This is a genomic window from Acinetobacter sp. YH12142 (genome assembly GCF_013418435.1).
GTDB lineage: Bacteria > Pseudomonadota > Gammaproteobacteria > Pseudomonadales > Moraxellaceae > Acinetobacter > Acinetobacter amyesii.
Map to the genome: position 1 here is coordinate 147,958 of NZ_VPCB01000004.1, position 20,101 is coordinate 168,058.

The following is a 20,101-nucleotide window of genomic DNA, read 5'->3' on the forward strand; positions in this document are numbered from 1 at the left end:
CGGTATTAATTGATAGCTCCCTAAATATGGGGAGCTTTTTTATTGGATAAAACGCTTCTTTCATAGGGTGAGTTTTGCAAAATCATTTCTTTCATAGGATTGTTTCGCAAATGATGCTTTAGATCGGCACGGTTTATCGCAAAAATAAGGTAAACCCATTTTGTGCAACTACGTGCAACAAACATTCTCTTTTTTATAGAGTGCAAGTGTGATTGTTCTATCAATAATTTATTGTTTTCTAAGGTGAGCGCAAAATTGCGTTGGCTAACCAGTGGGGGGAGTTCATAACTTATGGACTGGCCCAAAGCGGATACCGCAGCCAATCGCACGTATAAAAAAATTTCTGTTTTGTTAAAAAGTTAACTTTTTGTTAACTGCTACGGCGTTCTAAATGTCAGGTTTTGTCAGGTTGTGAACTTAGGATTACTTAGGATTTATGCAGTCTGCAACCATAGGTTTTGATAGGTTCTGACTAACATTTACTAACAGGTGCAGCGTTTTAAATAACAGGTTTTGACAGGTTATCAATGTTAAGTTTTGACAAGTCCGAGCAGTAAGTGAAAAGCAGTATTTTGTAGTAGTACGGGCCGTAATCTAACCGTCCTGATTTCAGGTTTTATCAGGTTCAAACCATAACAATTGATAACAGGCAGCACCGCAAAGGATGCCGTAATCATGCCGTAATGAAAGTGAGGTTTTGTGAGGTTCAAAGCGTTTGAGCATCTTTGAATATAAGGTTTTATAAGGTTTTGTATTTTTGAAACTGAAGTTTTCTATAGTAGGACGGCGCAAAATTGCGCTCAGTGAATACCGTTTCTCACTTTTGAGTTTTGCTTTTAAAACATGGATTTAGCCAACGCAATTTTGTATTTCGCAACAACTACGCGCGCGAGTACCTTAAAGATACTCACAAAGGATAGGGTTCTAAATCTGACCCTACCTGAGCCACAAATAAGGGGAGCAGCTTTAAATACTCTATTCCGCTCCATCAAAAAAGAGGAGGCGAACAAAATAATTTATTGTTCAAAATAGGGGGGTACAGAACACGATTGGAGGTTAAGTGGGAGGTTAAATATTTTGACCTTATAAAATAATATAATTAAAACAGTATCTTATGAGCTTTATATATCGCAATCATATGTCGATTTACTAAATTGAAAATCAAAATCCTGCTTCCGAGCGGGATTTTTTATGGCATGCCATTTGAATATAACGATAAAAATAGAAATAAGAGGAAAAGAAGATGAGCGAAATTCAATATTTAAACATTCAAGATCTAAAAGATGAGCAGGCTCAACTGTGTGAATTATTGGCACAATGTGTGCAAGATGGTGCATCACTGGGTTTTTTAACTAAAGAATCTAAGTCGCACTATGATGAATATTGGTCTGCTGTGGCAAAGGATATTCAAAAGCATAAAACCTTTTTGTGGGCGGCGCTACAAAGCGGTGAAATTGTGGGCACAGTACAATTGGTTCGTGCCACCAAAGCCAATGCACTGCATCGTGCTGAGATTGAAAAACTTATGGTGCATCCAAAGGTACGTCAGCGAGGCATTGCTCACCAACTATTAACACTTGCAGAAGATCAAGCAAAACACTTGAACTTGAAATTACTCGTACTTGATACCCGTACAGGCGATGTCGCTGAAAAGCTGTATGAAAAATTTAACTTTATAAAAGCCGGGATCATTCCGCAATTTACATTGAGCCATACGGGTACATTAGATTCAACGACATTATTTTATAAATTATTGGTTTAAGTTAAAGTTGATGAAATTTTTAGACCAAAACTCCTGCACAGATGCAGGAGTTTTTTCATTAAAGGTTCTTTTGATTAACCCGTTTAGAGAGTTCTTCCGCACTTTCAACTCGTTCAGAATAACGATCTGTGAGGTAGGCAGATTGACCACGTGTGAGTAGGGTAAATTTATATAATTCCTCCATCACATCGACAATGCGAATGTAATAGGAAGATGGTTTCATGCGATCATTTTCATCAAATTCTAAAAATGCTTTCGCAACGGAAGATTGATTTGGAATCGTGATCATCCGCATCCAACGCCCAAGGATTCGCATTTGGTTAACAGCATTAAAAGATTGCGAACCACCACTGACTTGCATTAACGCCAGCGTTTTACCTTGAGTAGCACGAATGGCACCTGCGGCTAAAGGAATCCAATCAATTTGTGCTTTTAAGATAGAACTCATCGCGCACCATGTCGTTCTGGCGAACACCAAACCATGCCTTCAGACCATGTAAGCAATTTATGTAATTCCTGAACTTTGGGATGTGAGGTTTCAGCATCTTCAGGCAGAGGAAGACCTTTAGGATGAAAGATTTTGACTTCTGCACCAAAATGTTCAAGGATTCGACCCGCCTCCAATACCGTTAAGCGGCTAAATGAGCGTTCACGGTTGGAGCCATATAGCAGCAGAATGCGTGGCGGATGTTCAAGTGCTTTAGCTTGAACTTGTTCAAAACGCGGTGTTTCAAGTAGATCTAGTTGAATATTGGGGAGCTTCATTTTAGTTCTCTTTATACCATTTGCGTTTTAACCATAGCGATACACTCACTAATGCAATAAGCACAGGCACTTCAACCAATGGGCCAATAATCGTGGTAAATGCAATCGGAGATGCAATGCCAAAGGTCGCGATGGCAACAGCGAGGGCAAGTTCAAAATTATTACCTGCTGCGGTAAAGGATATGGCAGTGGTTTTGGCGTAGTTATTGCCCATCCATTTGCTCATCAAAAAGCTAATGAAAAACATCACCACAAAGTAGATTGTGAGGGGAATGGCAATACGCAGTACATCCATCGGAAGGCTCACGACATCTGCACCTTTGAGGCTAAACATCACCACAATAGTAAAGAGTAATGCGATTAAACTGATGGGGCTGATTTTGGGTATAAATTGATTTTTATACCAATCCAGACCTTTTTGTTTTACCAATATGGCACGCGTCAGGAAACCGAGTAGGAAGGGAATACCTAAATACACCAATACTGCATGTGTGATGGTCCAAAAGCTGACTTGGATCACTTGCGCTTCTATACCAAAATAAGGCGGTAAAAAACTCAAAAAGAACCATGCGTAGGTACTAAAAAATGCAATTTGGAAAATACTGTTAAATGCCACTAAAGCCGTAACGTATTGGTTGTCCCCACAAGCTAAATCATTCCAAACCAAAACCATCGCAATACAACGTGCTAAACCAATCAGAATCAAACCGGTCATGTATTCAGGGTAGTGTTGTAAAAACACGATAGCCAAAATAAACATCAGGCAAGGTGCGATTAACCAGTTTTGAAGTAGTGAAAGGTATAAGGTACGTTTATCTTTAAACACTTCAGGCAGGGCTTTGTAATCCACTTTAGCTAAAGGCGGATACATCATCAGGATTAAACCAATGGCAATCGCAATATTGACATCACCGATATTGAGTTGATTTAAAGCCCTTGAAGCACTTGGAATATACACGCCAATCGCAATGCCTAGCCCCATTGCGATAAAAATCCATAGCGTTAGATTGCGGTCTAGAAATGACAGTTTTGCAGCAGCCATTATTGAATCTCTGAAATTTTTTGGATTTCTTTGTTAAGCTCTTCACGACTTAATTGCTTAAAATCGAGTGCAAATAAAGCATCTAAACGGCGGTTAATATGTGCCACGGTATCAAGAAAAGCTGCAAGTTTGATGTCATCTGCAAGCTCTAAATGGGAAGGATCTTCTAAGCCCCAGTGGGCTTTGATGGCAGAGCCAAAGTAAATTGGGCAAGCTTCTTGAGCAGCAGAACCACAGACGGTAATTACCACATCGGGTTGGTATTGTTCACATGCTGCGATGGATTTACTCGACAAACCCTTAGTCGGTAGATTGAGGTTGTGTAGGGTTTCCAAGGTAAACGGGTGGACTTGTCCTGAAGGTTTACTGCCTGCGCTATAGGCACGGAAACCTTCAGGTGCACGCTTGTTAAACAGTACTTCGGATAAAATGCTGCGGCAGCTATTGCCAGTACATAGAAATAAAAAATTCATAGAGTTTCACACAATGTGGTAGTGCCTTTCGGAGAGTTTAAATCGAGATCTTTAAATCGTTCTTGGTGACGCATGACATCAAGTATTTGTGTACACCAAGTAGGCAGTGCAGGGTGAATGGAGTAATAGACCCATTGACCTTTGCGTTGATCACTCAAAACACTAGATGACCGTAGTAGCGCTAGATGGCGCGAAATTTTGGGTTGGCTTAATTGAAGTGATTCGGTGAGTTCGCAGACGCAGAGTTCACCTTTACAAGCCAACAGCATGATGATGTTCAGACGAGTCTCATCTGCAAGTAATTTGAAAAATTCAGTCTGTTCCATGTTTATCTGTATATATGGATTTTCATATATCTTTACATATGAATATGTGGATGTCCATATATATTATTCAATAAAAATCCCACACTTGGTGGGATCTTTATATTTAGACCAGTTTAAAAGTCGAATGAAGTTTGTAAGAAGAAGGTTCGTGGCTGACCAATATATTTACCATCGGTTGCATCTGATGAACGGGTGAAATACTGTTTGGTTTAAATAAAGATTAGATGGAATTTATAGTTAAAAAACCGCGCTAAAGCACGGTTTTTTAAAATGAATTTAATTATTTGAACTGGATAGAGCCATTTGCACTGACCGTGATTTTAGATTCACCACCTGCCATTTCTTGTTCAGGAATAGCATCGGCACTTGCAGCTTTCATCATCGCCATACGCGGAACTGGCTGACCACCATAATTGCTGGTATTTAAATTAATATTAACTAAGTTGTAGCCTGATTTATTCCATGCCTGAGCGAGCGCTTGGGCACGTTGTTGAAAGTTTTTGGATACTTCAACCATCAGTTCATTTTCAACTTTTTTACGCTGTGCATCTGACACACTAAAGCTGATGGATTGAGTTTGGAAATTTTGTTGTAACTCGCTCACCAATTGGCTAGCTGCTTTAAAGTCTGTACTTTCTAAACGCACTTCGGCACGACCACGCCATTCTTTCAATTTACGACTGTCATTGTCATAAATCGGGTAAGTGCTTTGAGATCCCGTTTCGATTTTTACCGCAGGGTATTTACGGGCTGTGTTCACCGCTTGGGTCATCAATTGGTTGATTTGGGTAGCAAGTTCAGCCGGTTGTTTATTTGATTTTTCAATATATAAAACGGCATGCATTTGGTCGTTTGACACTTGGCGAGTAGCATCCGCCTGAATGTTCACGATGTTGTAATTGAGTGGGGCAGCTGCTTGAGTTGCTGCTGCCAAACCTAGACCGGATGCTAATAAAACAGTGGATAAGATAATTTTACGCATTGTTATGACCTATTCTTCTTTCAGAATGACTAATTTAGCTTATGCTGTTATCTTAAAAGGTGATTATGATGGATTAAAGGAAAATCTGTGGTGGGATTGTAAATCTTTCAAGAAAAATAAATGTAGTGCTTGATGAATATTTATTTAAATAATCAGTGCTTAGTTGTTTAATTAATTGAAGATTACAATAATCATTCATAAGTTGTAAAAAAGCATAAAATAAAAAGGTTTTCTTTGTTTTGTCACACTGTAAGATGATAATTCAAGATATCCATGGAATAGATCTGTTTTTTCTCTAAATTATCTTTTTATTTGATCATAAAAGTGATTTATTTTCTTGAAAAAGTCTGTATCATCCGCCTCCTAGTTAGCCCATACTCAAAGAGCTTTTAAAGCTAACTAGAAACTCATAAAGCACCGAGTCAAAGGACCGCAAGTCACCCGACTTATTTCTTTCAACCCATATCAGAGATGGTAATTCGATATGAGCGTTTCTTCTGTAAACCCTGCCACTAATTCTACTAACGAATACTATTTGACTCGCCAAAGCCAGATGGAATCCAATGTTCGTAGCTATCCGCGTAAACTTCCACTTGCGATAGCAAAAGCTTTAGGTTGTTGGGTTACTGATGTTGAAGGTACAGAGTACCTCGATTGTTTAGCTGGGGCAGGAACATTGGCATTAGGCCATAATCATCCTGCGGTAATTCAAAGTATCCAAGACACACTTGCAAGTGGCCTCCCATTGCATACTTTGGATTTAACAACGCCTTTAAAAGATGCTTTTACTGAAGCACTACTTGAGCAATTACCTGGTGGTAAAGAAGAGTATTGTCTACAGTTCTGTGGTCCGTCTGGTGCAGATGGTACAGAAGCAGCAATTAAGTTAGCAAAAACATACACTGGTCGTAGTTCAGTAATCAGCTTCTCAGGTGGCTACCATGGTATGACTCACGGTTCTTTAGCAATGACAGGTAACTTGTCTGCTAAAAATGCTGTGAACGGCTTAATGCCGGGTGTTCAATTTATGCCGTATCCGCATGAATACCGTTGCCCATTAGGCATAGGTGGTGAAGCGGGTGTAGACGCATTAACGTATTATTTCGAAAACTTCATTGAAGACGTAGAAAGCGGTGTAACGAAACCTGCAGCTGTAATCTTGGAAGCAATCCAAGGCGAAGGCGGTGTAGTGACTGCACCTGTAAAATGGTTAAAGAAAATCCGCGAAGTGACTGAAAAGCACAACATCGTGTTGATTCTTGATGAAGTACAAGCGGGCTTTGCACGTTCAGGTAAAATGTTTGCCTTTGAACATGCAGGTATTGAGCCAGACGTCATTGTAATGTCTAAAGCGGTAGGTGGTAGCTTACCACTTGCAGTATTGGGCATTAAACGTAAGTTTGACGCATGGCAACCAGCGGGTCACACGGGTACATTCCGTGGCAACCAACTTGCTATGGGTACTGGTCTTGCAACAATCAAAACCATCAAAGAGCAAAACTTGGCTCAAAACGCACAAGAGCGTGGTGACTTCTTACAAGCTGAAATTAAAAAATTAGCGGTAGAATTCCCATGTATCGGTAACGTACGTGGCCGTGGTTTGATGATTGGTGTTGAAATTGTTGATGAACGTCAAAAAGCAGATCACATGGGTTCTTTACCGGGTGATTCTCAATTGGCAGCAGCAATTCAAGCAGCATGTTTCAACAATAAATTGTTGTTAGAAAAAGGTGGTCGTAACGGTACAGTCATTCGTTTACTTTGCCCATTGATCATCAATCAAGCTGAATGTGAAGAAGTGATCGTTCGCTTCAAGAAAGCACTTGCTGAAGCACTTGTTGCAACTCGAGGCGCGTAATAATGGTTGATTTTGCAGAACATCGTAAAGCGTTATTCTGCAATGATGCACAATCCATTGCTGACTATCAGTCAGCAATGGATTCAGCTGTAAAAGCTGTATCTGCATGGTTGCAAAATGACAAAATGTACACAGGCGGTAGCATTAAAGAGCTTCGTAGTGCAATTGCATTCAATCCTTCTAAAGAAGGTATGGGTGTACAAAAATCACTAGACCGTATGGTTGAGCTGTTCTTAAACAAAAGCTTAAAAGTACATCACCCACATTCTTTAGCGCATTTACACTGCCCAACAATGGTAACAAGCCAAATCGCTGAAGTGCTGATCAATGCGACTAACCAATCTATGGACTCATGGGATCAAAGTCCTGCAGGTTCATTGATGGAAGTTCAATTGATTGATTGGCTTCGCCAAAAAGTGGGCTACGGTGCAGGTCAAGCAGGTGTATTCACCTCTGGCGGTACACAGTCTAACTTGATGGGTGTGTTACTTGCACGTGATGCGTGCATCGCGAAAAACTGGAAAGACGAAAACGGCAATCCATGGTCTGTTCAGCGTGATGGCGTACCATCTGATGCTATGCGTAACGTCAAAGTGATCTGTTCTGAAAATGCGCACTTCTCTGTGCAAAAGAACATGGCGATGATGGGCATGGGCTTCCAATCTGTCGTGACTGTTCCTGTGAACGATAACGCACAGATGGATGTAGACGCACTTGAGAAAACCATGGCTCATCTTCAAGCTGAAGGTAAGATCGTGGCATGTGTGGTTGCAACTGCGGGTACAACCGATGCAGGTGCGATTGATCCACTGAAAACTGTTCGTGAAATCACCAACAAATATGGCGCGTGGATGCATATCGACGCAGCTTGGGGTGGTGCTTTAATCTTATCGAATGACTACCGTGATATGTTGGATGGTATTGAGCTTTCTGATTCGGTAACGCTTGATTTCCATAAGCATTACTTCCAAACGATTTCATGTGGCGCATTCTTGCTGAAAGATGAAGCGAACTATCGTTTCATGCATTATGAAGCTGAGTACTTAAACTCTGCTTATGATGAAGAGCATGGGGTTCCTAACTTGGTGTCTAAGTCACTACAAACAACTCGCCGTTTTGACGCGTTGAAATTGTGGATGACGGTTGAAGCGCTAGGTGAAGAGCTTTACGGTTCGATGATCGACCACGGTGTAGGTCTAACACGTGATGTTGCAGATTATATCAATGCAACTGATGGTCTAGAAATGCTGGTTGATCCTCAATTTGCATCCGTATTGTTCCGTGTGATCCCTGAAGGTTACCCAGTTGAATTGTTAGATACATTGAACCAAAACGTAGCAGACGAATTGTTTGCACGTGGTGAAGCGAATATTGGTGTAACTAAAGTAGGTCAGGTTCAATCTTTGAAAATGACCACTTTAAGCCCAGTAGCGACTTTAGACAACGTGAAGAATTTGCTTGCTCTGGTGCTTGCAGAAGCGGATCGTATCAAAGGCCCAATCGCTGACGGTACATATACACCTGCAATTGACTAATTGTCATTTTGTAGTTGTAGAAGAAGGGGCTCATTTGAGCTCCTTTTTTTTAAATGAAAAGGCGCTTAATTTATTACATGGCCGCAATTTTTCATTGAGAGATGATAGTTTACTGCGTAGGCAGATTGTTACTTTGAGGGATCAAAGTAACTAAAATCCTTCTCAGGCAAAAGGTACATCCATGTGACCATTACCTTATAGTGACATCCCTGTCTCCAGTCGCGATAGTCATTGATGTTTATCATTTGATGAATGAGATACCACAATATTTATAACCAATATAAGGCTTGTAAAGGAGTTTCCCTCTCCTTGTAGGAGAGGGTTAGGGTGAGGTGAATGCAATACGATATTGATGTTATGCCGCAAACAATGGACTAAAACCTTTTTTACGCAATAATTTGCGGTACATGCTGGAACTGCGGTCCGCTGGAAAATGCGCTTCGATGCTTAAATCCAAAGGCAAATATTCAGGCTTTTGTGATTCAGAGACTAAGCGGTCTTCCTCAAATATTTTCAGGTTAAAGTCGTAAGCATCTTCTACAGGCAGGTCTTTGTCATAGTTACGGCAAATCGGTGCAAATAGACGGGTAGAACGAGCAGTCATCGGTGAAGCCGCATTCATAATCACTTGCTTGCTGTTATTTGGAAAATGAATCGTCAGCGTTGCGGTAAACGGCAGATGAATTTCAAAATGGCGCAGCCATTGAAAGCCATCTTGTCCACGTTGTTCTAAACCAATCGGGTAGCGCCCAACACTGCTCCAGTAATCTGCATGGAATCCTGTTGCAGTTTCAATGGTTTTATAGTCAGGTACTTCTGTATTTTCAGGGTCACCAAAAGTTTCTGGATGTACCCATGCAAAATGCGCGACATCAATAAAGCCTTCAAGCTGCCTGCCTGCGAAGCATTGAAAATCGACCGTTGGGCAAACCAATTGCTGAAACTCGGATTCATCCCAATATGGCATTGCAGGGATATTCGGTGCAGCCTCTTTAGCGGCAGTGAGGGAGCACCAAATTAAGCCATAACGTTCGACAGCTGCATAAGTTCGTAAATTAAAGCGAGGGGAGATCTTGTGATCGGGATGTGCGGGTATACGGTTGCAATGCCCATGTTCACCAAAGCGTAAGCCATGATAGCGGCAGACTACCCCTAGACCATCATTTTTGCCTAAACTTAGCGGTACGCCCCTATGCGGGCAGGCGTCTTTAGCGACAACCAGTTCATTTCCCATTTTATAGATAACGAGCGGCATATCTAAAAGCACAGTGCCATAAGGCTGTTCTGTAATGTCTCTCGATAAAGCAATCGGATACCAATATTCTGCAAGTAAGTGCCAGTCATGTTTTTCAAAAGTCATATGCACAGGCAAGTCCGGATTAAATGTCGCAATGGCTTTACTGGTCATTTTAGGCTCTGTTTTTATGTAAACTCGCATATTGAGCGAACTAAAAATGTAATGAAATTTCAATTATTGGAATACGGAGGAATAAAAAATCGAACATGCAAATCTGCAACATTCAGAAAAGGAGGGGAAATTGAAAAAAGAAAATAAGACAAAAGATGACACGGACATGAATTCTTACGAATAACAAAGTAGAAATAAATAAGACCAATACTTTGAAGAATTTCATTACATATTGAAAAATAAAGAATTATATTTAAATCAATGTGCAATCATCAATTATCATAAAAGCGTCATAAAGATGTAACCTAACTGTCATACTCTAAAATCAAAATGCAGATATCGAAAAAGTACAAGACTTTAAAAACAAAAGTGGCGTACTCCAATAAATGCATCAATTAAGAGAGATGAGAATGCGCTTAAATCATATCGCACTTGCTATGGTACTCACTACTGGGGCAACAGTCGCTACAACTGCAAATGCAGCTCGTGACACGATCCAAATTGCTGGTTCTTCAACTGTACTGCCTTATGCAAGTATTGTTGCAGAAGAATTTGGTAATACATTTCCTCAATTCAAAGCACCTGTCGTAGGTTCAGGTGGTACTTCAGGCGGTTTGAAACAGTTCTGTAACGGTGTTGGCGACAACACAATTGACGTTGCAAATGCCTCACGTCAAATTAAGGATACTGAATTAGCTGCATGTAAAAAAGCAGGTGTTAACCAAATTTTAGAAATCAAAGTTGGTTATGATGGTATCGTATTTGCTTCAAATGCGAAAAAAGCAGCATTTAAACTTCGTCCACAACACGTGTATGCCGCTTTGGCTGCTGAATTACCATCTCAAGGCAAGATGGTTAAAAACCCATATACGCGTTGGAATCAAATTGACCCGACATTACCAAACGAAGCAATCACTTTAGTTATTCCTGCATCAAATCATGGTACACGTGAAGTATTCCAAGAAAAAATGGTAGAAGCAGGTTGTGAGACGTACTCAGCGATCAAAGCTTTAGATAAAGATGCTCAGAAAAAAGCATGCTCAACTTTCCGTAAAGATGGTCGTGTGATTGAAATTGCGGGCGACTATACAGAAACATTGGCACGCTTAAAAACGTCTCCTAATGCAGTAGGTGTATTCGGTCTAGGTTTCTATGACCAAAACCGTGACAAGCTACGTGTAGCAACAGTGAATAATGTAGCGCCGTCTGAGAAGACAATTTTAAATGGTTCATACCCAGTATCTCGTCCATTGTTCTTCTACGTTAAAGGCGAGCACTTAAAATCAATTAAAGGCTTAAAAGAGTTCACAGAATTCTTCTTAAGCAAAAAAGTATCAGGTAAAGGTTCTAAGCTAGAAAAAGCAGGCTTAATTTCAATGTCTGATAAAGAACGCGCTGCAGTTCTTGCAAACTTTAAAGCTGGTAAAGCAGTTAAATAATTGGATTGAAACAGCCAATGGCAGGATTGACCTGCCATTGGCTTTTTGCAAAGAAACAGTTTTTTCAAGAAGGGCTTTTGAAAAAACAGTGGAGATTACATGAATCTGCTACTTATTGGTGTGTTGCTCGCAATTATTGCAATCGCTTATCAAGTTGGACTGACTAAAAGTCGCAAACTTGCAGGTAAAGGCAATAACTCAGCAATGTTGCATTCACGACCGGGCTATTATGGTGTTTTGGTCGCTTTATGGTGTGGGATTCCCGCTTTTCTAATCTTGATTGTTTGGAACTTGGTTGAACCGAGTATTTTTCAACACGTTATTTTAAATAATGTCCCTGAAAATATTCGTCTAAGTTTAGATCCTGCAAGCACGAGTGTAATGGTTGACCGCGTTCAAGCGATTGCTTCTGGTTTTGGAGTAAGTGATACGCCAGCTGCATATGAACTTGCAGCAGCAGAACAGTTAAAGAAAATTGAAAACATCGGCTCATATGCAAAATTGGCCGTTGTGATTTGTGCGGCATTGATTGGTTTAGTCATGGCTAAACGCCGCATCGCAGAAAAATATCGTGCACGTAACCAAGTCGAAAAAGTCATTAATATCGCATTGGCATTATGTTCCGGTGTCGCAATCCTGACAACAGTTGGCATTGTGATGTCGATGTTCAGTGAAGCCATGCGATTCTTTAGTTTTGTCAGTCCACTCGATTTCTTCTTAGGCACTGAATGGAATCCTGGCTTTAGTACATCAGGCAATGCCGAAGGTAGTTATGGTTTGCTGCCACTCCTTTGGGGCACACTTATGGTTAGTGGTATTGCGCTATTGGTTGCTGTTCCAGTCGGTTTGATGATTGCGATTTACTTGGCTGAATATGCCAAGCCAAGTTTCCGTGCTTGGGCAAAACCTGCCATTGAAGTTCTCGCAGGTATTCCAACCATCGTTTACGGTGTATTTGCCTTAATGATTATTGGACCCTTTGCAAAACAGCTCGGTGCATATATTGGACTCGATATTAATGCAACCAGTGCTTTAACAGCAGGCTTTGTGATGGGGATTATGATTATCCCATTCGTTTCATCATTATCTGACGACATCATTACCCAAGTCCCTCGCGCGCTTCGTGACGGTTCACTCGGTTTGGGTGCGACAAAATCAGAAACCATTCGCCAAGTAGTGATTCCAGCTGCATTGCCGGGCATTATCGGTGCATTCTTATTGGCAGCATCTCGTGCGATTGGTGAAACCATGATTGTAGTGCTTGCAGCAGGGAACAGTCCTTTACTGCATATCAACCCACTCGAAGCGGTGTCTACCGTCACCATTACCATCGTAAACCAATTAACAGGTGATACAGACTTTGCGAGTCCTCAAGCATTGGTTGCTTTTGCACTCGGTTTAACACTGTTTGTGATTACTTTAGGTCTGAATATTGTTGCACTGTACATTGTGCGTAAATACCGTGAGCAATACGAATGAGTACGACGAATACATCAAACATGGATCAAAAATTTGATTCACAGGCAGCCGCTGAGCTTCGTGAAAAACGTAAGAAAATCATTGAAAACTCTTTGGCGAAAAGACATCGTAAAGAAAAGACCTTCCGTGTCTTGGGCTTTAGTGCAGTAGTGACTGGTTTATTTTTCGTCGTGCTATTGTTTGGTAGTATTTTAGCCAAAGGTTTACCTGCATTTTGGCAAAGCTCAATGACGGTACCTGTGTTTTTTGATCCAAACATTGTCAAAGTTGGTGCGAAACCAATTCAAAAACAAGGTGAATCACCTGCACAGTTCCAAGAGCGTTACATTGCTTGGCAAACTGAAATGGGCATGGTGGATTGGGATGCGCTGATTGTGAATGGGATCATTGCAAAAGATCCAGCGATTGCCTCACAACGTGATGATCTCAACAGTTTATATACAAGTTCAGAAGCTTATCGCTTACGTGACATGGTAATGGCAGATCCGTCATTGATTGGTCAAAAACAAGATTTAAAAATCCTTGCAGATGCCAATGTCGATGTCTGGTTAGCTGGTAATATTGACCGTAGCTTGCCTGATGAACAGCAGCAATTGAGCCCTGAAGTACGCCAACTCGCAGATAAACTTAAAGCTGACGGTGTGATATCTAACTCATTTAATACTGAAATATTTAAAAATCCAGACTCTCGTAGCTCACCTGCAACTTCAGGTTTAGCAGGGGCGTTTATGGGTTCACTCTTCATGATGCTGATCGTGATCATTATTTCGATTCCAATTGGTGTAGCATCCGCAATTTACTTAGAAGAATTTGCACCTAAAAACTGGATTACCGATGTTGTCGAAGTCAACATTAACAATCTAGCAGCAGTACCTTCAATTGTCTTTGGTTTGCTTGGTGCTGCAATCTTTATTGGTTGGATGCATATGCCGCTTTCGGCTCCTGTGGTTGGTGGTTTAGTCTTAAGTTTGATGACTTTACCAACGGTCATTATTACTACACGTGCTTCACTAAAAGCTGTTCCGCCATCGATTCGTCAAGCCGCATTAGGTTTAGGTGCTTCACGTTTACAAACTGTATTTCACCACGTCTTGCCACTGGCATTACCAGGTATCTTAACCGGTGCCATTATTGGTGTTGCGCAAGCGCTAGGTGAAACTGCTCCATTATTATTGATTGGTATGAGTGCCTTTGTGGCAAGTGTACCAGCCACTCCTTTAGATCAATCCACTGCATTACCTGTACAAATTTTCCTTTGGCAAGGTAACGAACTACGTAACTTCTTTGAAGGGCGTACCGCAGCAGCAATCATTGTACTTCTTGCTCTCATGATCGGCTTAAACAGTTTAGCGATCTGGTTACGTAAGAAATTTGAAGTACGCTGGTAATTGAGGGCATTATATGAATAGCGTCGTTACAACAGAAAAGAATTCCTTAGATCAGGATAAGTCCGTGAATCCAGAACAAACACAATTTACCTCTGCACAGGGCAGCCAAAAGCAAACCAATACTGCGTTTGTGTCACAATTCGATACGCAATCTAGCGCGAAAAAAGATGCGAAATCGAGCAATGTGAAAATCAGTACCAATGATGTGCATGTGTACTATGGCGAATCTGAAGCGATCAAAGGCATAGATCTGAACATTTATGAAAATGAAGTGATTGCCTTTATTGGTCCGTCTGGTTGTGGTAAGTCAACTTTCCTACGTACGCTCAACCGTATGAATGACACGATTGATTCTTGTCGTGTGACAGGGCAAGTGCTTATGGATAATCAAGATATCTATGATCCAAATCTCGATGTGGTGTTACTGCGTGCCCAAGTGGGTATGGTTTTCCAAAAGCCGAACCCATTCCCAAAGTCTATTTTTGACAATGTCGCTTATGGTCCAAAATTGCATGGTTTGGCACGTGACAAATACGACATGGAAGAAATTGTTGAAAATAGTCTGCGTAAAGCAGGCCTTTGGGATGAAGTGAAAGACCGTTTGAACCAACCGGGTACAGGACTTTCAGGTGGTCAGCAGCAACGTCTATGTATTGCGCGAACCATTGCTGTCAGTCCTGAAGTGATTTTAATGGATGAACCTTGTTCAGCACTCGATCCAATTGCAACAGCAAAAGTAGAAGAGCTCATCACTGAACTTTCAGCGCAATATACCATTGCGATTGTGACACACTCGATGCAACAAGCAGCGCGTGTTTCTGACCGTACCGCATATTTCCATTTGGGTGATTTAATTGAAGTGAATTCCACTGAAAAAGTCTTTACCCAACCGGATCATCAGCTTACAGAAGCCTATATTACCGGTCGTTTTGGTTAATCTAGACTGTTTAAAAATAGAGCCGAAAGGCTCTTTTTTTATGAAGTCAATAATTAGGTCAAAAAGTCTTGATAAAAATAAAATGCTCAATTTGGCTCAATGAGAATTATTTTCAAAAAATAGATTGAATTTTTGTGATGTAACCCACATGTTATACAACATAAATATGAATTAAATGAGTTTCAATTTTATGCTATTTCATAATCCCAAGTTGCCTGCGGAAATTCGTGTAAGCCACTTAAATGCACGTATCAATGAACAACGAAAAAAAATTGCGCAAACGACTGCATCTAAACTTGAGCTGCTGCAACTAAGCCAACAATTATCAAAAGAAGCGCGCGCACGTAAAAAGAATAACCAAAAAATTTATGTAATCGATTTTAATGGTGATACCGCTGCATCTGCGGTAACGAGTCTACGTGAAGAAATTACCCTGATCTTAGCGACAGCAAAAGCAGGACGTGACCGCGTGGTTTTACGTTTAGAAAGTCCAGGCGGGATGGTGCATGGCTATGGTCTGGCCGCTGCACAATTGGTACGTTTACGTGATGCTGGATTTAACTTAACCATTTGCGTGGATAAAGTTGCTGCAAGCGGTGGCTATATGATGGCCTGCATTGCAAATGAGATCGTTTCAGCACCATTTGCCGTGGTGGGTTCGATTGGTGTAGTTGCACAAGTGCCGAACTTTAACCGTTTATTGAAAGAAAAACATATCGATTTTGAACTGTATACCGCGGGTCAGTTCAAACGTACCGTAACTATGTTTGGTGAAAATACTGCTGAAGGTAAAGCCAAATTTGAAGAAGAGTTACAGCAAACCCATAACTTGTTTAAACACTTTGTTGAAAAATACCGTCCTCAGCTTAATGTCGATAAAGTTGCAACAGGTGAGCATTGGTATGGTCAAGATGCAATGGATCTTAATCTAGTCGATAAATTGCAAACGTCAGATGAATATCTGTTAAGTCTCATGCCACAACATGATGTATATATGATTGAAACCCGCAAAAAACCAACACTTGGTGAGAAGTTGGGCTTACAAGCAGCGCAAATTGCGGACTCATTGGTTCCTGCAGTCATGTCTAAAGTGATGGAGTCATTGAGCAAAGCTAATGCAAATATCGTTCAATTAAAAGATCTAAAATTTTAAAATCTTTATGCTTATAAAGTATTTAAAGCTCACTTCGGTGAGCTTTTTTTATGCTAAACGATGCTGTTGTGATAGATTGCGTTGCGTACATAGATATTGATGATAATGATGTCTAATTTTCTGTTTATTTTAGGTGGTGTCATTTGCCTAATGGTTTGGCCTTGGCTATATTTGCTGCATTTTCAAAGTGTGAAAAAATCTGTGCTGAAACAGTATGCTGCGCTGTTTGGCCCAGCAGCAACACTGTTGGCAGGCTATATTTATTGTTCATCACTACAGGTAGATGTTCGCTCTGAAGCCTGCGGCACTGTTGTGGCCTATCAGAGTTATATGAGTAGCGGAAATATAAATAAAAGACAGCCTTTTGAGCGGGTTGAAATTTTAGTGAATCATACAAAATATACACGGCATTTTCGTATAGATGATGATCTACAAAAAATGCCAGCGGGAGCAAAAGCGTGCTTTCAGTATTATGACCGAAAATTGAATCCGCAAATGTCAGATTCAATCTTAATTCAATGGACTGCTTAAATATTTAACTGATGTTACGCAGTAACACCAGAAGTGCAATTTGATTCAAATAAAACAACGATACGCGGTAACGTCATCCGCAAGTGTTTGAGACAGGGCTGCTTCTAATCAAAAATGTTTTTGCGATACTTTGAATACGTAGACGCGAGCGAACGAGTTTTGCGGTGAGGAGCATTGCTCCGCAAGATGGTTTCCTTGCGAAGCTTCGCTTCTCATTTTGCCGAATGAGAAACATCGTTTCGTAAAAGTACCTCCAGCCGAAGGCTAATCCCGTTATTCAATTCCTAGATGTAAGACTCCGTCGAATAGACTTAAAAATCATTTTTAAAATGAGAAATTACTTCTAGGTGCGTAACATCAGTATTTAAGATAAAAAATATTCAGGCTTTTGTTTAGCGTTATTCAACAAATTTGATGTCATTAAACAAATACCACCAGTGATCATCGCACCAAGTGTTGCAAGTAGCATATCTTTATGTGCATCCCAAATATCACCTTGTTGCCCATTATAATTTTCAGCTTCTTCTGGTGATAAGCCAATGGCAATCAGCCATTCGATCCATTCATAAAATAAACTGGTCGCCATGACGAATTGTACGACCAATAAAAAGAGTGTTCCGGCTTTTAACTGCGGTAGCCAGATTTGAAATATGCGATAAAAGAACGGGTAGAGCAGCAAACCATAGGCAAGATGTACAAGCCGATCATACATGTTCCGACTCCATCCCATGCTTTGATCAAGGTTGAAACCGAAGAGAGCTTGTGTCCATTCAGAATAAGGTACATAAGAATATAAATAATGGGCACCGATGACATGAATCAGTAAAAAGCCAAGATACAGACAAACTGTTCTGAAAGTTAGTCCTATTTTATAGAGGAAAACGAGCAGCACGATCAGCATAAACGCTGTGCCGATTTGATGGAGGATATATGCTTCCATTTCTAAAGGTTGGATACTGGCGATCACAATGGCAAGAGTTAATAACGCAAAAGCTAAGATGTGCTTAAGTTTTAATTTGAAATCAATCATGAAAAGGCAAAGCTCAAATTTTTTATCGGTGTGCAATGTTTATAATTCGCGGCAAGTATAGCCATAATGCGATGAAAAGTGATAGTTAGACGGCGCTAGAATTTGTGCATTATTTTTTCAAATGTCTTTAGTTTGCGGCTGGGGATAAGTATTTTTAAAAAGATTGTATTAAACTCAGATGAATATCGATGTTTAAGTATTTGGTAGTAACTATGGCCGTTGTTGAGGCATTTATTGCGACTCAAAATTGTTATTTTAACTATGAGTTTGAAGAACTTAATTTAACAGGTGATTTTCCAGAAGAGCTCTCTGTGTCTTTGCGCGGCATGATGTTTCGCCATAAGATTCAATATCCCGATACCACATATTATGTTTATTATTCAGATGTTTTAACAGGCTGTGAATTACAAAGGATGAAAGATGATTGGGCGAAATATTGCCCTGCAGAATAAAATTGCGTCTAAATTTTCTATCTCCTTGCGGAGCATGCTCCTCATCTCAAAGAGAGCAGAAGTATTATAAATAAAAAACGAGGCATGAAGCCTCGTTTTTTTTGATCTATCTAAAATTAGATTTTAGAAATAAGATCTTTAATGTTTGCTGCTTGAGTTGATGCATTACCTGTATATGTTGCAGGTGTCATTTCTGCAAGACGCGCACGGTCAGCTGCAGGAACAGCTTCAAGCTCATTACCATTTACGAAATCAACCATCATGTCGCGAGTCATTGCTTGACCACGAGTAAGGGCTTTAAGTTTTTCGTAAGGTTTTTCAACTGCATAACGACGCATCACAGTTTGAATCGGTTCTGCAAGCACTTCTTGCGCATGGTCAAGGTCTTCTAGAATACGTTGAGCATTCAATTCAAGTTTACCAATACCTTTAGAGCAAGCTTCAAATGCGATCAAGCTTTGTGCAAAACCAACGCCCATGTTACGTAGAACAGTAGAGTCAGTTAAGTCACGCTGCCAACGAGATACAGGAAGTTTTTCACCAAGGTGAGCCAATACCGCATTCGCAATACCCAAGTTACCTTCAGAGTTTTCGAAGTCAATTGGGTTAACTTTATGTGGCATTGTTGAAGAACCAACTTCGCCTTCTTTCAAACGTTGTTTGAAGAAACCAAGTGAGATGTAGCCCCAAACGTCACGGTTAAAGTCGATTAAGATTGTGTTGAAACGACGTAGCGCATCAAAAAGTTCCGCCATGTAGTCATGCGGTTCAATCTGAGTCGTGTACGGGTTGAAGGTTAAACCTAAAGACTCTACAAAAGCTTGAGAATGAGCAGGCCAGTTAATTTCAGGGTAAGCAGAGTAATGAGCGTTGTAGTTACCTACAGCACCGTTAATTTTACCTAGAAGTTCAACTTGTTTGAATTGCTTGATTTGACGCGCTAAACGGTAAGCTACGTTCGCCATTTCTTTACCCAAAGTTGTTGGGCTAGCAGTTTGACCGTGTGTACGAGACAACATTGGTTGTTCAGCATGTTTTTCAGCCAAAGCAACGATTGAATCGATGATTTGTTGCATCGCAGCAACTAAAACTTCACGGCCATTTTTAAGCATTAAAGCATGAGACAAATTGTTGATGTCTTCAGAGGTACATGCAAAGTGAATGAATTCACCCGCATTTTTAAGCTCATCAATATGTGCAATTTGTTCTTTCAGGAAATACTCAACCGCTTTAACGTCATGGTTTGTCGTACGTTCAATTTCTTTAATGCGGTTTGCATTTTCTTCAGAGAAATTTGCAACGATTGCGTCAAGTGCAGCATTCGTTTCAGCACTGAATGCTGGAACTTCTGTGATTTCTGGACGGTTCGCAAGCGCTTGTAACCAACGCACTTCAACAGTCACACGAGCATGGATTAAACCAAACTCAGAGAGGAAAGGACGTAGAGCATCACATTTGCTTGCGTAACGTCCATCTAATGGAGAAAGTGCGGTTAAAGCGTTCATAGCGATTCCTTAAATTTTGGAATTAAACGTAAAACA

Annotated in this window: 17 protein-coding genes and 2 pseudogenes; 10 read left to right on the forward strand and 9 right to left on the reverse strand. The window is 40.5% G+C overall.

Features of this window, described 5'->3' with window-relative positions:
* Window positions 1–1,243: 1,243 nt before the first annotated feature.
* Window positions 1,244–1,762, forward strand: coding sequence for a GNAT family N-acetyltransferase (locus FTU77_RS05310; RefSeq protein WP_180055081.1), 519 nt, complete (start codon window positions 1,244–1,246; stop codon window positions 1,760–1,762).
* 58 nt (window positions 1,763–1,820) lie between these two features.
* On the opposite strand, the pseudogene arsH reads toward FTU77_RS05310, so the two are convergent.
* The 6 genes and pseudogenes from arsH to FTU77_RS05335 all read right to left on the reverse strand — a co-directional run bounded on the left by arsH (window position 1,821) and on the right by FTU77_RS05335 (window position 5,350).
* Window positions 1,821–2,527 (reverse strand): annotated as a pseudogene (gene arsH / locus FTU77_RS05315) (arsenical resistance protein ArsH).
* A 1-nt stretch (window position 2,528) separates the two neighbouring features.
* A complete protein-coding gene (gene arsB / locus FTU77_RS05320; RefSeq protein WP_180055084.1) occupies window positions 2,529–3,569 on the reverse strand; it encodes an ACR3 family arsenite efflux transporter in 1,041 nt (346 codons plus the stop codon).
* A complete protein-coding gene (locus FTU77_RS05325; protein WP_180055087.1) occupies window positions 3,569–4,042 on the reverse strand; it encodes an arsenate reductase ArsC in 474 nt (157 codons plus the stop codon). The genes arsB and FTU77_RS05325 overlap by 1 nt, the downstream gene beginning before the upstream one ends.
* A complete protein-coding gene (locus FTU77_RS05330) occupies window positions 4,039–4,368 on the reverse strand; it encodes a metalloregulator ArsR/SmtB family transcription factor (protein ID WP_180055089.1) in 330 nt (109 codons plus the stop codon). Before FTU77_RS05330 ends, FTU77_RS05325 begins: the two co-directional genes overlap by 4 nt.
* 113 nt (window positions 4,369–4,481) lie before the next feature.
* Window positions 4,482–4,574: pseudogene (locus tag FTU77_RS16150) on the reverse strand (hypothetical protein); the annotation flags it as partial.
* A gap of 74 nt (window positions 4,575–4,648) precedes the next feature.
* Window positions 4,649–5,350, reverse strand: a complete 702-nt coding sequence (locus tag FTU77_RS05335; protein WP_180055091.1) for an SIMPL domain-containing protein — start codon at window positions 5,348–5,350, stop codon at window positions 4,649–4,651.
* Between the two features lie 484 nt (window positions 5,351–5,834).
* On the opposite strand from FTU77_RS05335, the gene FTU77_RS05340 reads away from it, so the two are divergent.
* Window positions 5,835–7,208, forward strand: coding sequence for a diaminobutyrate--2-oxoglutarate transaminase (locus FTU77_RS05340; RefSeq protein ID WP_180035339.1), 1,374 nt, complete (start codon window positions 5,835–5,837; stop codon window positions 7,206–7,208).
* 2 nt (window positions 7,209–7,210) lie between these two features.
* Window positions 7,211–8,743, forward strand: a complete 1,533-nt coding sequence (locus tag FTU77_RS05345; RefSeq protein ID WP_180055093.1) for an aspartate aminotransferase family protein — start codon at window positions 7,211–7,213, stop codon at window positions 8,741–8,743.
* Window positions 8,744–9,098: 355 nt separating this feature from the next.
* On the opposite strand, the gene FTU77_RS05350 is transcribed toward FTU77_RS05345, so the two are convergent.
* Window positions 9,099–10,151 carry a Rieske 2Fe-2S domain-containing protein gene (locus tag FTU77_RS05350; protein ID WP_180055095.1) on the reverse strand — a complete coding sequence of 351 codons (1,053 nt, stop codon included), beginning with the start codon at window positions 10,149–10,151 and terminating at the stop codon, window positions 9,099–9,101.
* Between the two features lie 410 nt (window positions 10,152–10,561).
* On the opposite strand from FTU77_RS05350, the gene FTU77_RS05355 reads away from it, so the two are divergent.
* The 6 genes from FTU77_RS05355 to FTU77_RS05380 all read left to right on the forward strand — a co-directional run bounded on the left by FTU77_RS05355 (window position 10,562) and on the right by FTU77_RS05380 (window position 17,078).
* Entirely contained in the window at window positions 10,562–11,590 is a 1,029-nt protein-coding gene (locus FTU77_RS05355) for a substrate-binding domain-containing protein (RefSeq protein WP_373683468.1), read from the forward strand.
* A gap of 99 nt (window positions 11,591–11,689) precedes the next feature.
* Window positions 11,690–13,069 carry a phosphate ABC transporter permease subunit PstC gene (gene pstC / locus FTU77_RS05360; RefSeq protein ID WP_078190189.1) on the forward strand — a complete coding sequence of 460 codons (1,380 nt, stop codon included), beginning with the start codon at window positions 11,690–11,692 and terminating at the stop codon, window positions 13,067–13,069.
* Window positions 13,066–14,457 (forward strand): phosphate ABC transporter permease PstA, encoded by a 1,392-nt coding sequence (gene pstA, locus FTU77_RS05365; RefSeq protein WP_180055098.1) that lies wholly within the window; start codon window positions 13,066–13,068, stop codon window positions 14,455–14,457. Before pstC ends, pstA begins: the two co-directional genes overlap by 4 nt.
* 13 nt (window positions 14,458–14,470) lie before the next feature.
* Window positions 14,471–15,394 (forward strand): phosphate ABC transporter ATP-binding protein PstB, encoded by a 924-nt coding sequence (gene pstB / locus FTU77_RS05370; protein WP_218947256.1) that lies wholly within the window; start codon window positions 14,471–14,473, stop codon window positions 15,392–15,394.
* 190 nt (window positions 15,395–15,584) lie between these two features.
* Window positions 15,585–16,547 carry a protease SohB gene (sohB, locus tag FTU77_RS05375; protein ID WP_180009607.1) on the forward strand — a complete coding sequence of 321 codons (963 nt, stop codon included), beginning with the start codon at window positions 15,585–15,587 and terminating at the stop codon, window positions 16,545–16,547.
* 105 nt (window positions 16,548–16,652) lie between these two features.
* Window positions 16,653–17,078 (forward strand): hypothetical protein, encoded by a 426-nt coding sequence (locus tag FTU77_RS05380; RefSeq protein ID WP_252725857.1) that lies wholly within the window; start codon window positions 16,653–16,655, stop codon window positions 17,076–17,078.
* Between the two features lie 364 nt (window positions 17,079–17,442).
* Here FTU77_RS05380 and FTU77_RS05385 read toward each other — a convergent pair whose 3' ends face one another.
* Window positions 17,443–18,108 (reverse strand): DUF2238 domain-containing protein, encoded by a 666-nt coding sequence (locus FTU77_RS05385; RefSeq protein ID WP_180022795.1) that lies wholly within the window; start codon window positions 18,106–18,108, stop codon window positions 17,443–17,445.
* Between the two features lie 212 nt (window positions 18,109–18,320).
* Here FTU77_RS05385 and FTU77_RS05390 point away from each other — a divergent pair, with 212 nt between their 5' ends.
* Window positions 18,321–18,560, forward strand: coding sequence for a hypothetical protein (locus tag FTU77_RS05390; protein ID WP_180055204.1), 240 nt, complete (start codon window positions 18,321–18,323; stop codon window positions 18,558–18,560).
* 116 nt (window positions 18,561–18,676) lie between these two features.
* Here the strand turns inward: FTU77_RS05390 and purB are convergent, their stop codons facing one another.
* Complete coding sequence (gene purB / locus FTU77_RS05395; protein WP_180055100.1) at window positions 18,677–20,065, reverse strand: adenylosuccinate lyase; 1,389 nt, start codon at window positions 20,063–20,065, stop codon at window positions 18,677–18,679.
* Window positions 20,066–20,101 lie beyond the last annotated feature (36 nt).

Bases quoted from the DNA above. Each gene is read 5' to 3' on its own strand.
- FTU77_RS05380 (WP_252725857.1), top strand. From the start codon at position 16,653: ATGATGTCTAATTTTCTGTTTATTTTAGGTGGTGTCATTTGCCTAATG.
- purB (WP_180055100.1), bottom strand. From the start codon at position 20,065: ATGAACGCTTTAACCGCACTTTCTCCATTAGATGGACGTTACGCAAGC.
- FTU77_RS05355 (WP_373683468.1), top strand. From the start codon at position 10,562: ATGCGCTTAAATCATATCGCACTTGCTATGGTACTCACTACTGGGGCA.
- pstA (WP_180055098.1), top strand. From the start codon at position 13,066: ATGAGTACGACGAATACATCAAACATGGATCAAAAATTTGATTCACAG.
- arsB (WP_180055084.1), bottom strand. From the start codon at position 3,569: ATGGCTGCTGCAAAACTGTCATTTCTAGACCGCAATCTAACGCTATGG.
- FTU77_RS05385 (WP_180022795.1), bottom strand. From the start codon at position 18,108: ATGATTGATTTCAAATTAAAACTTAAGCACATCTTAGCTTTTGCGTTA.
- FTU77_RS05335 (WP_180055091.1), bottom strand. From the start codon at position 5,350: ATGCGTAAAATTATCTTATCCACTGTTTTATTAGCATCCGGTCTAGGT.
- FTU77_RS05350 (WP_180055095.1), bottom strand. From the start codon at position 10,151: ATGACCAGTAAAGCCATTGCGACATTTAATCCGGACTTGCCTGTGCAT.
- FTU77_RS05325 (WP_180055087.1), bottom strand. From the start codon at position 4,042: ATGAATTTTTTATTTCTATGTACTGGCAATAGCTGCCGCAGCATTTTA.
- FTU77_RS05340 (WP_180035339.1), top strand. From the start codon at position 5,835: ATGAGCGTTTCTTCTGTAAACCCTGCCACTAATTCTACTAACGAATAC.
- sohB (WP_180009607.1), top strand. From the start codon at position 15,585: ATGCTATTTCATAATCCCAAGTTGCCTGCGGAAATTCGTGTAAGCCAC.
- FTU77_RS05330 (WP_180055089.1), bottom strand. From the start codon at position 4,368: ATGGAACAGACTGAATTTTTCAAATTACTTGCAGATGAGACTCGTCTG.
- FTU77_RS05345 (WP_180055093.1), top strand. From the start codon at position 7,211: ATGGTTGATTTTGCAGAACATCGTAAAGCGTTATTCTGCAATGATGCA.
- FTU77_RS05310 (WP_180055081.1), top strand. From the start codon at position 1,244: ATGAGCGAAATTCAATATTTAAACATTCAAGATCTAAAAGATGAGCAG.
- pstB (WP_218947256.1), top strand. From the start codon at position 14,471: ATGAATAGCGTCGTTACAACAGAAAAGAATTCCTTAGATCAGGATAAG.
- pstC (WP_078190189.1), top strand. From the start codon at position 11,690: ATGAATCTGCTACTTATTGGTGTGTTGCTCGCAATTATTGCAATCGCT.
- FTU77_RS05390 (WP_180055204.1), top strand. From the start codon at position 18,321: ATGGCCGTTGTTGAGGCATTTATTGCGACTCAAAATTGTTATTTTAAC.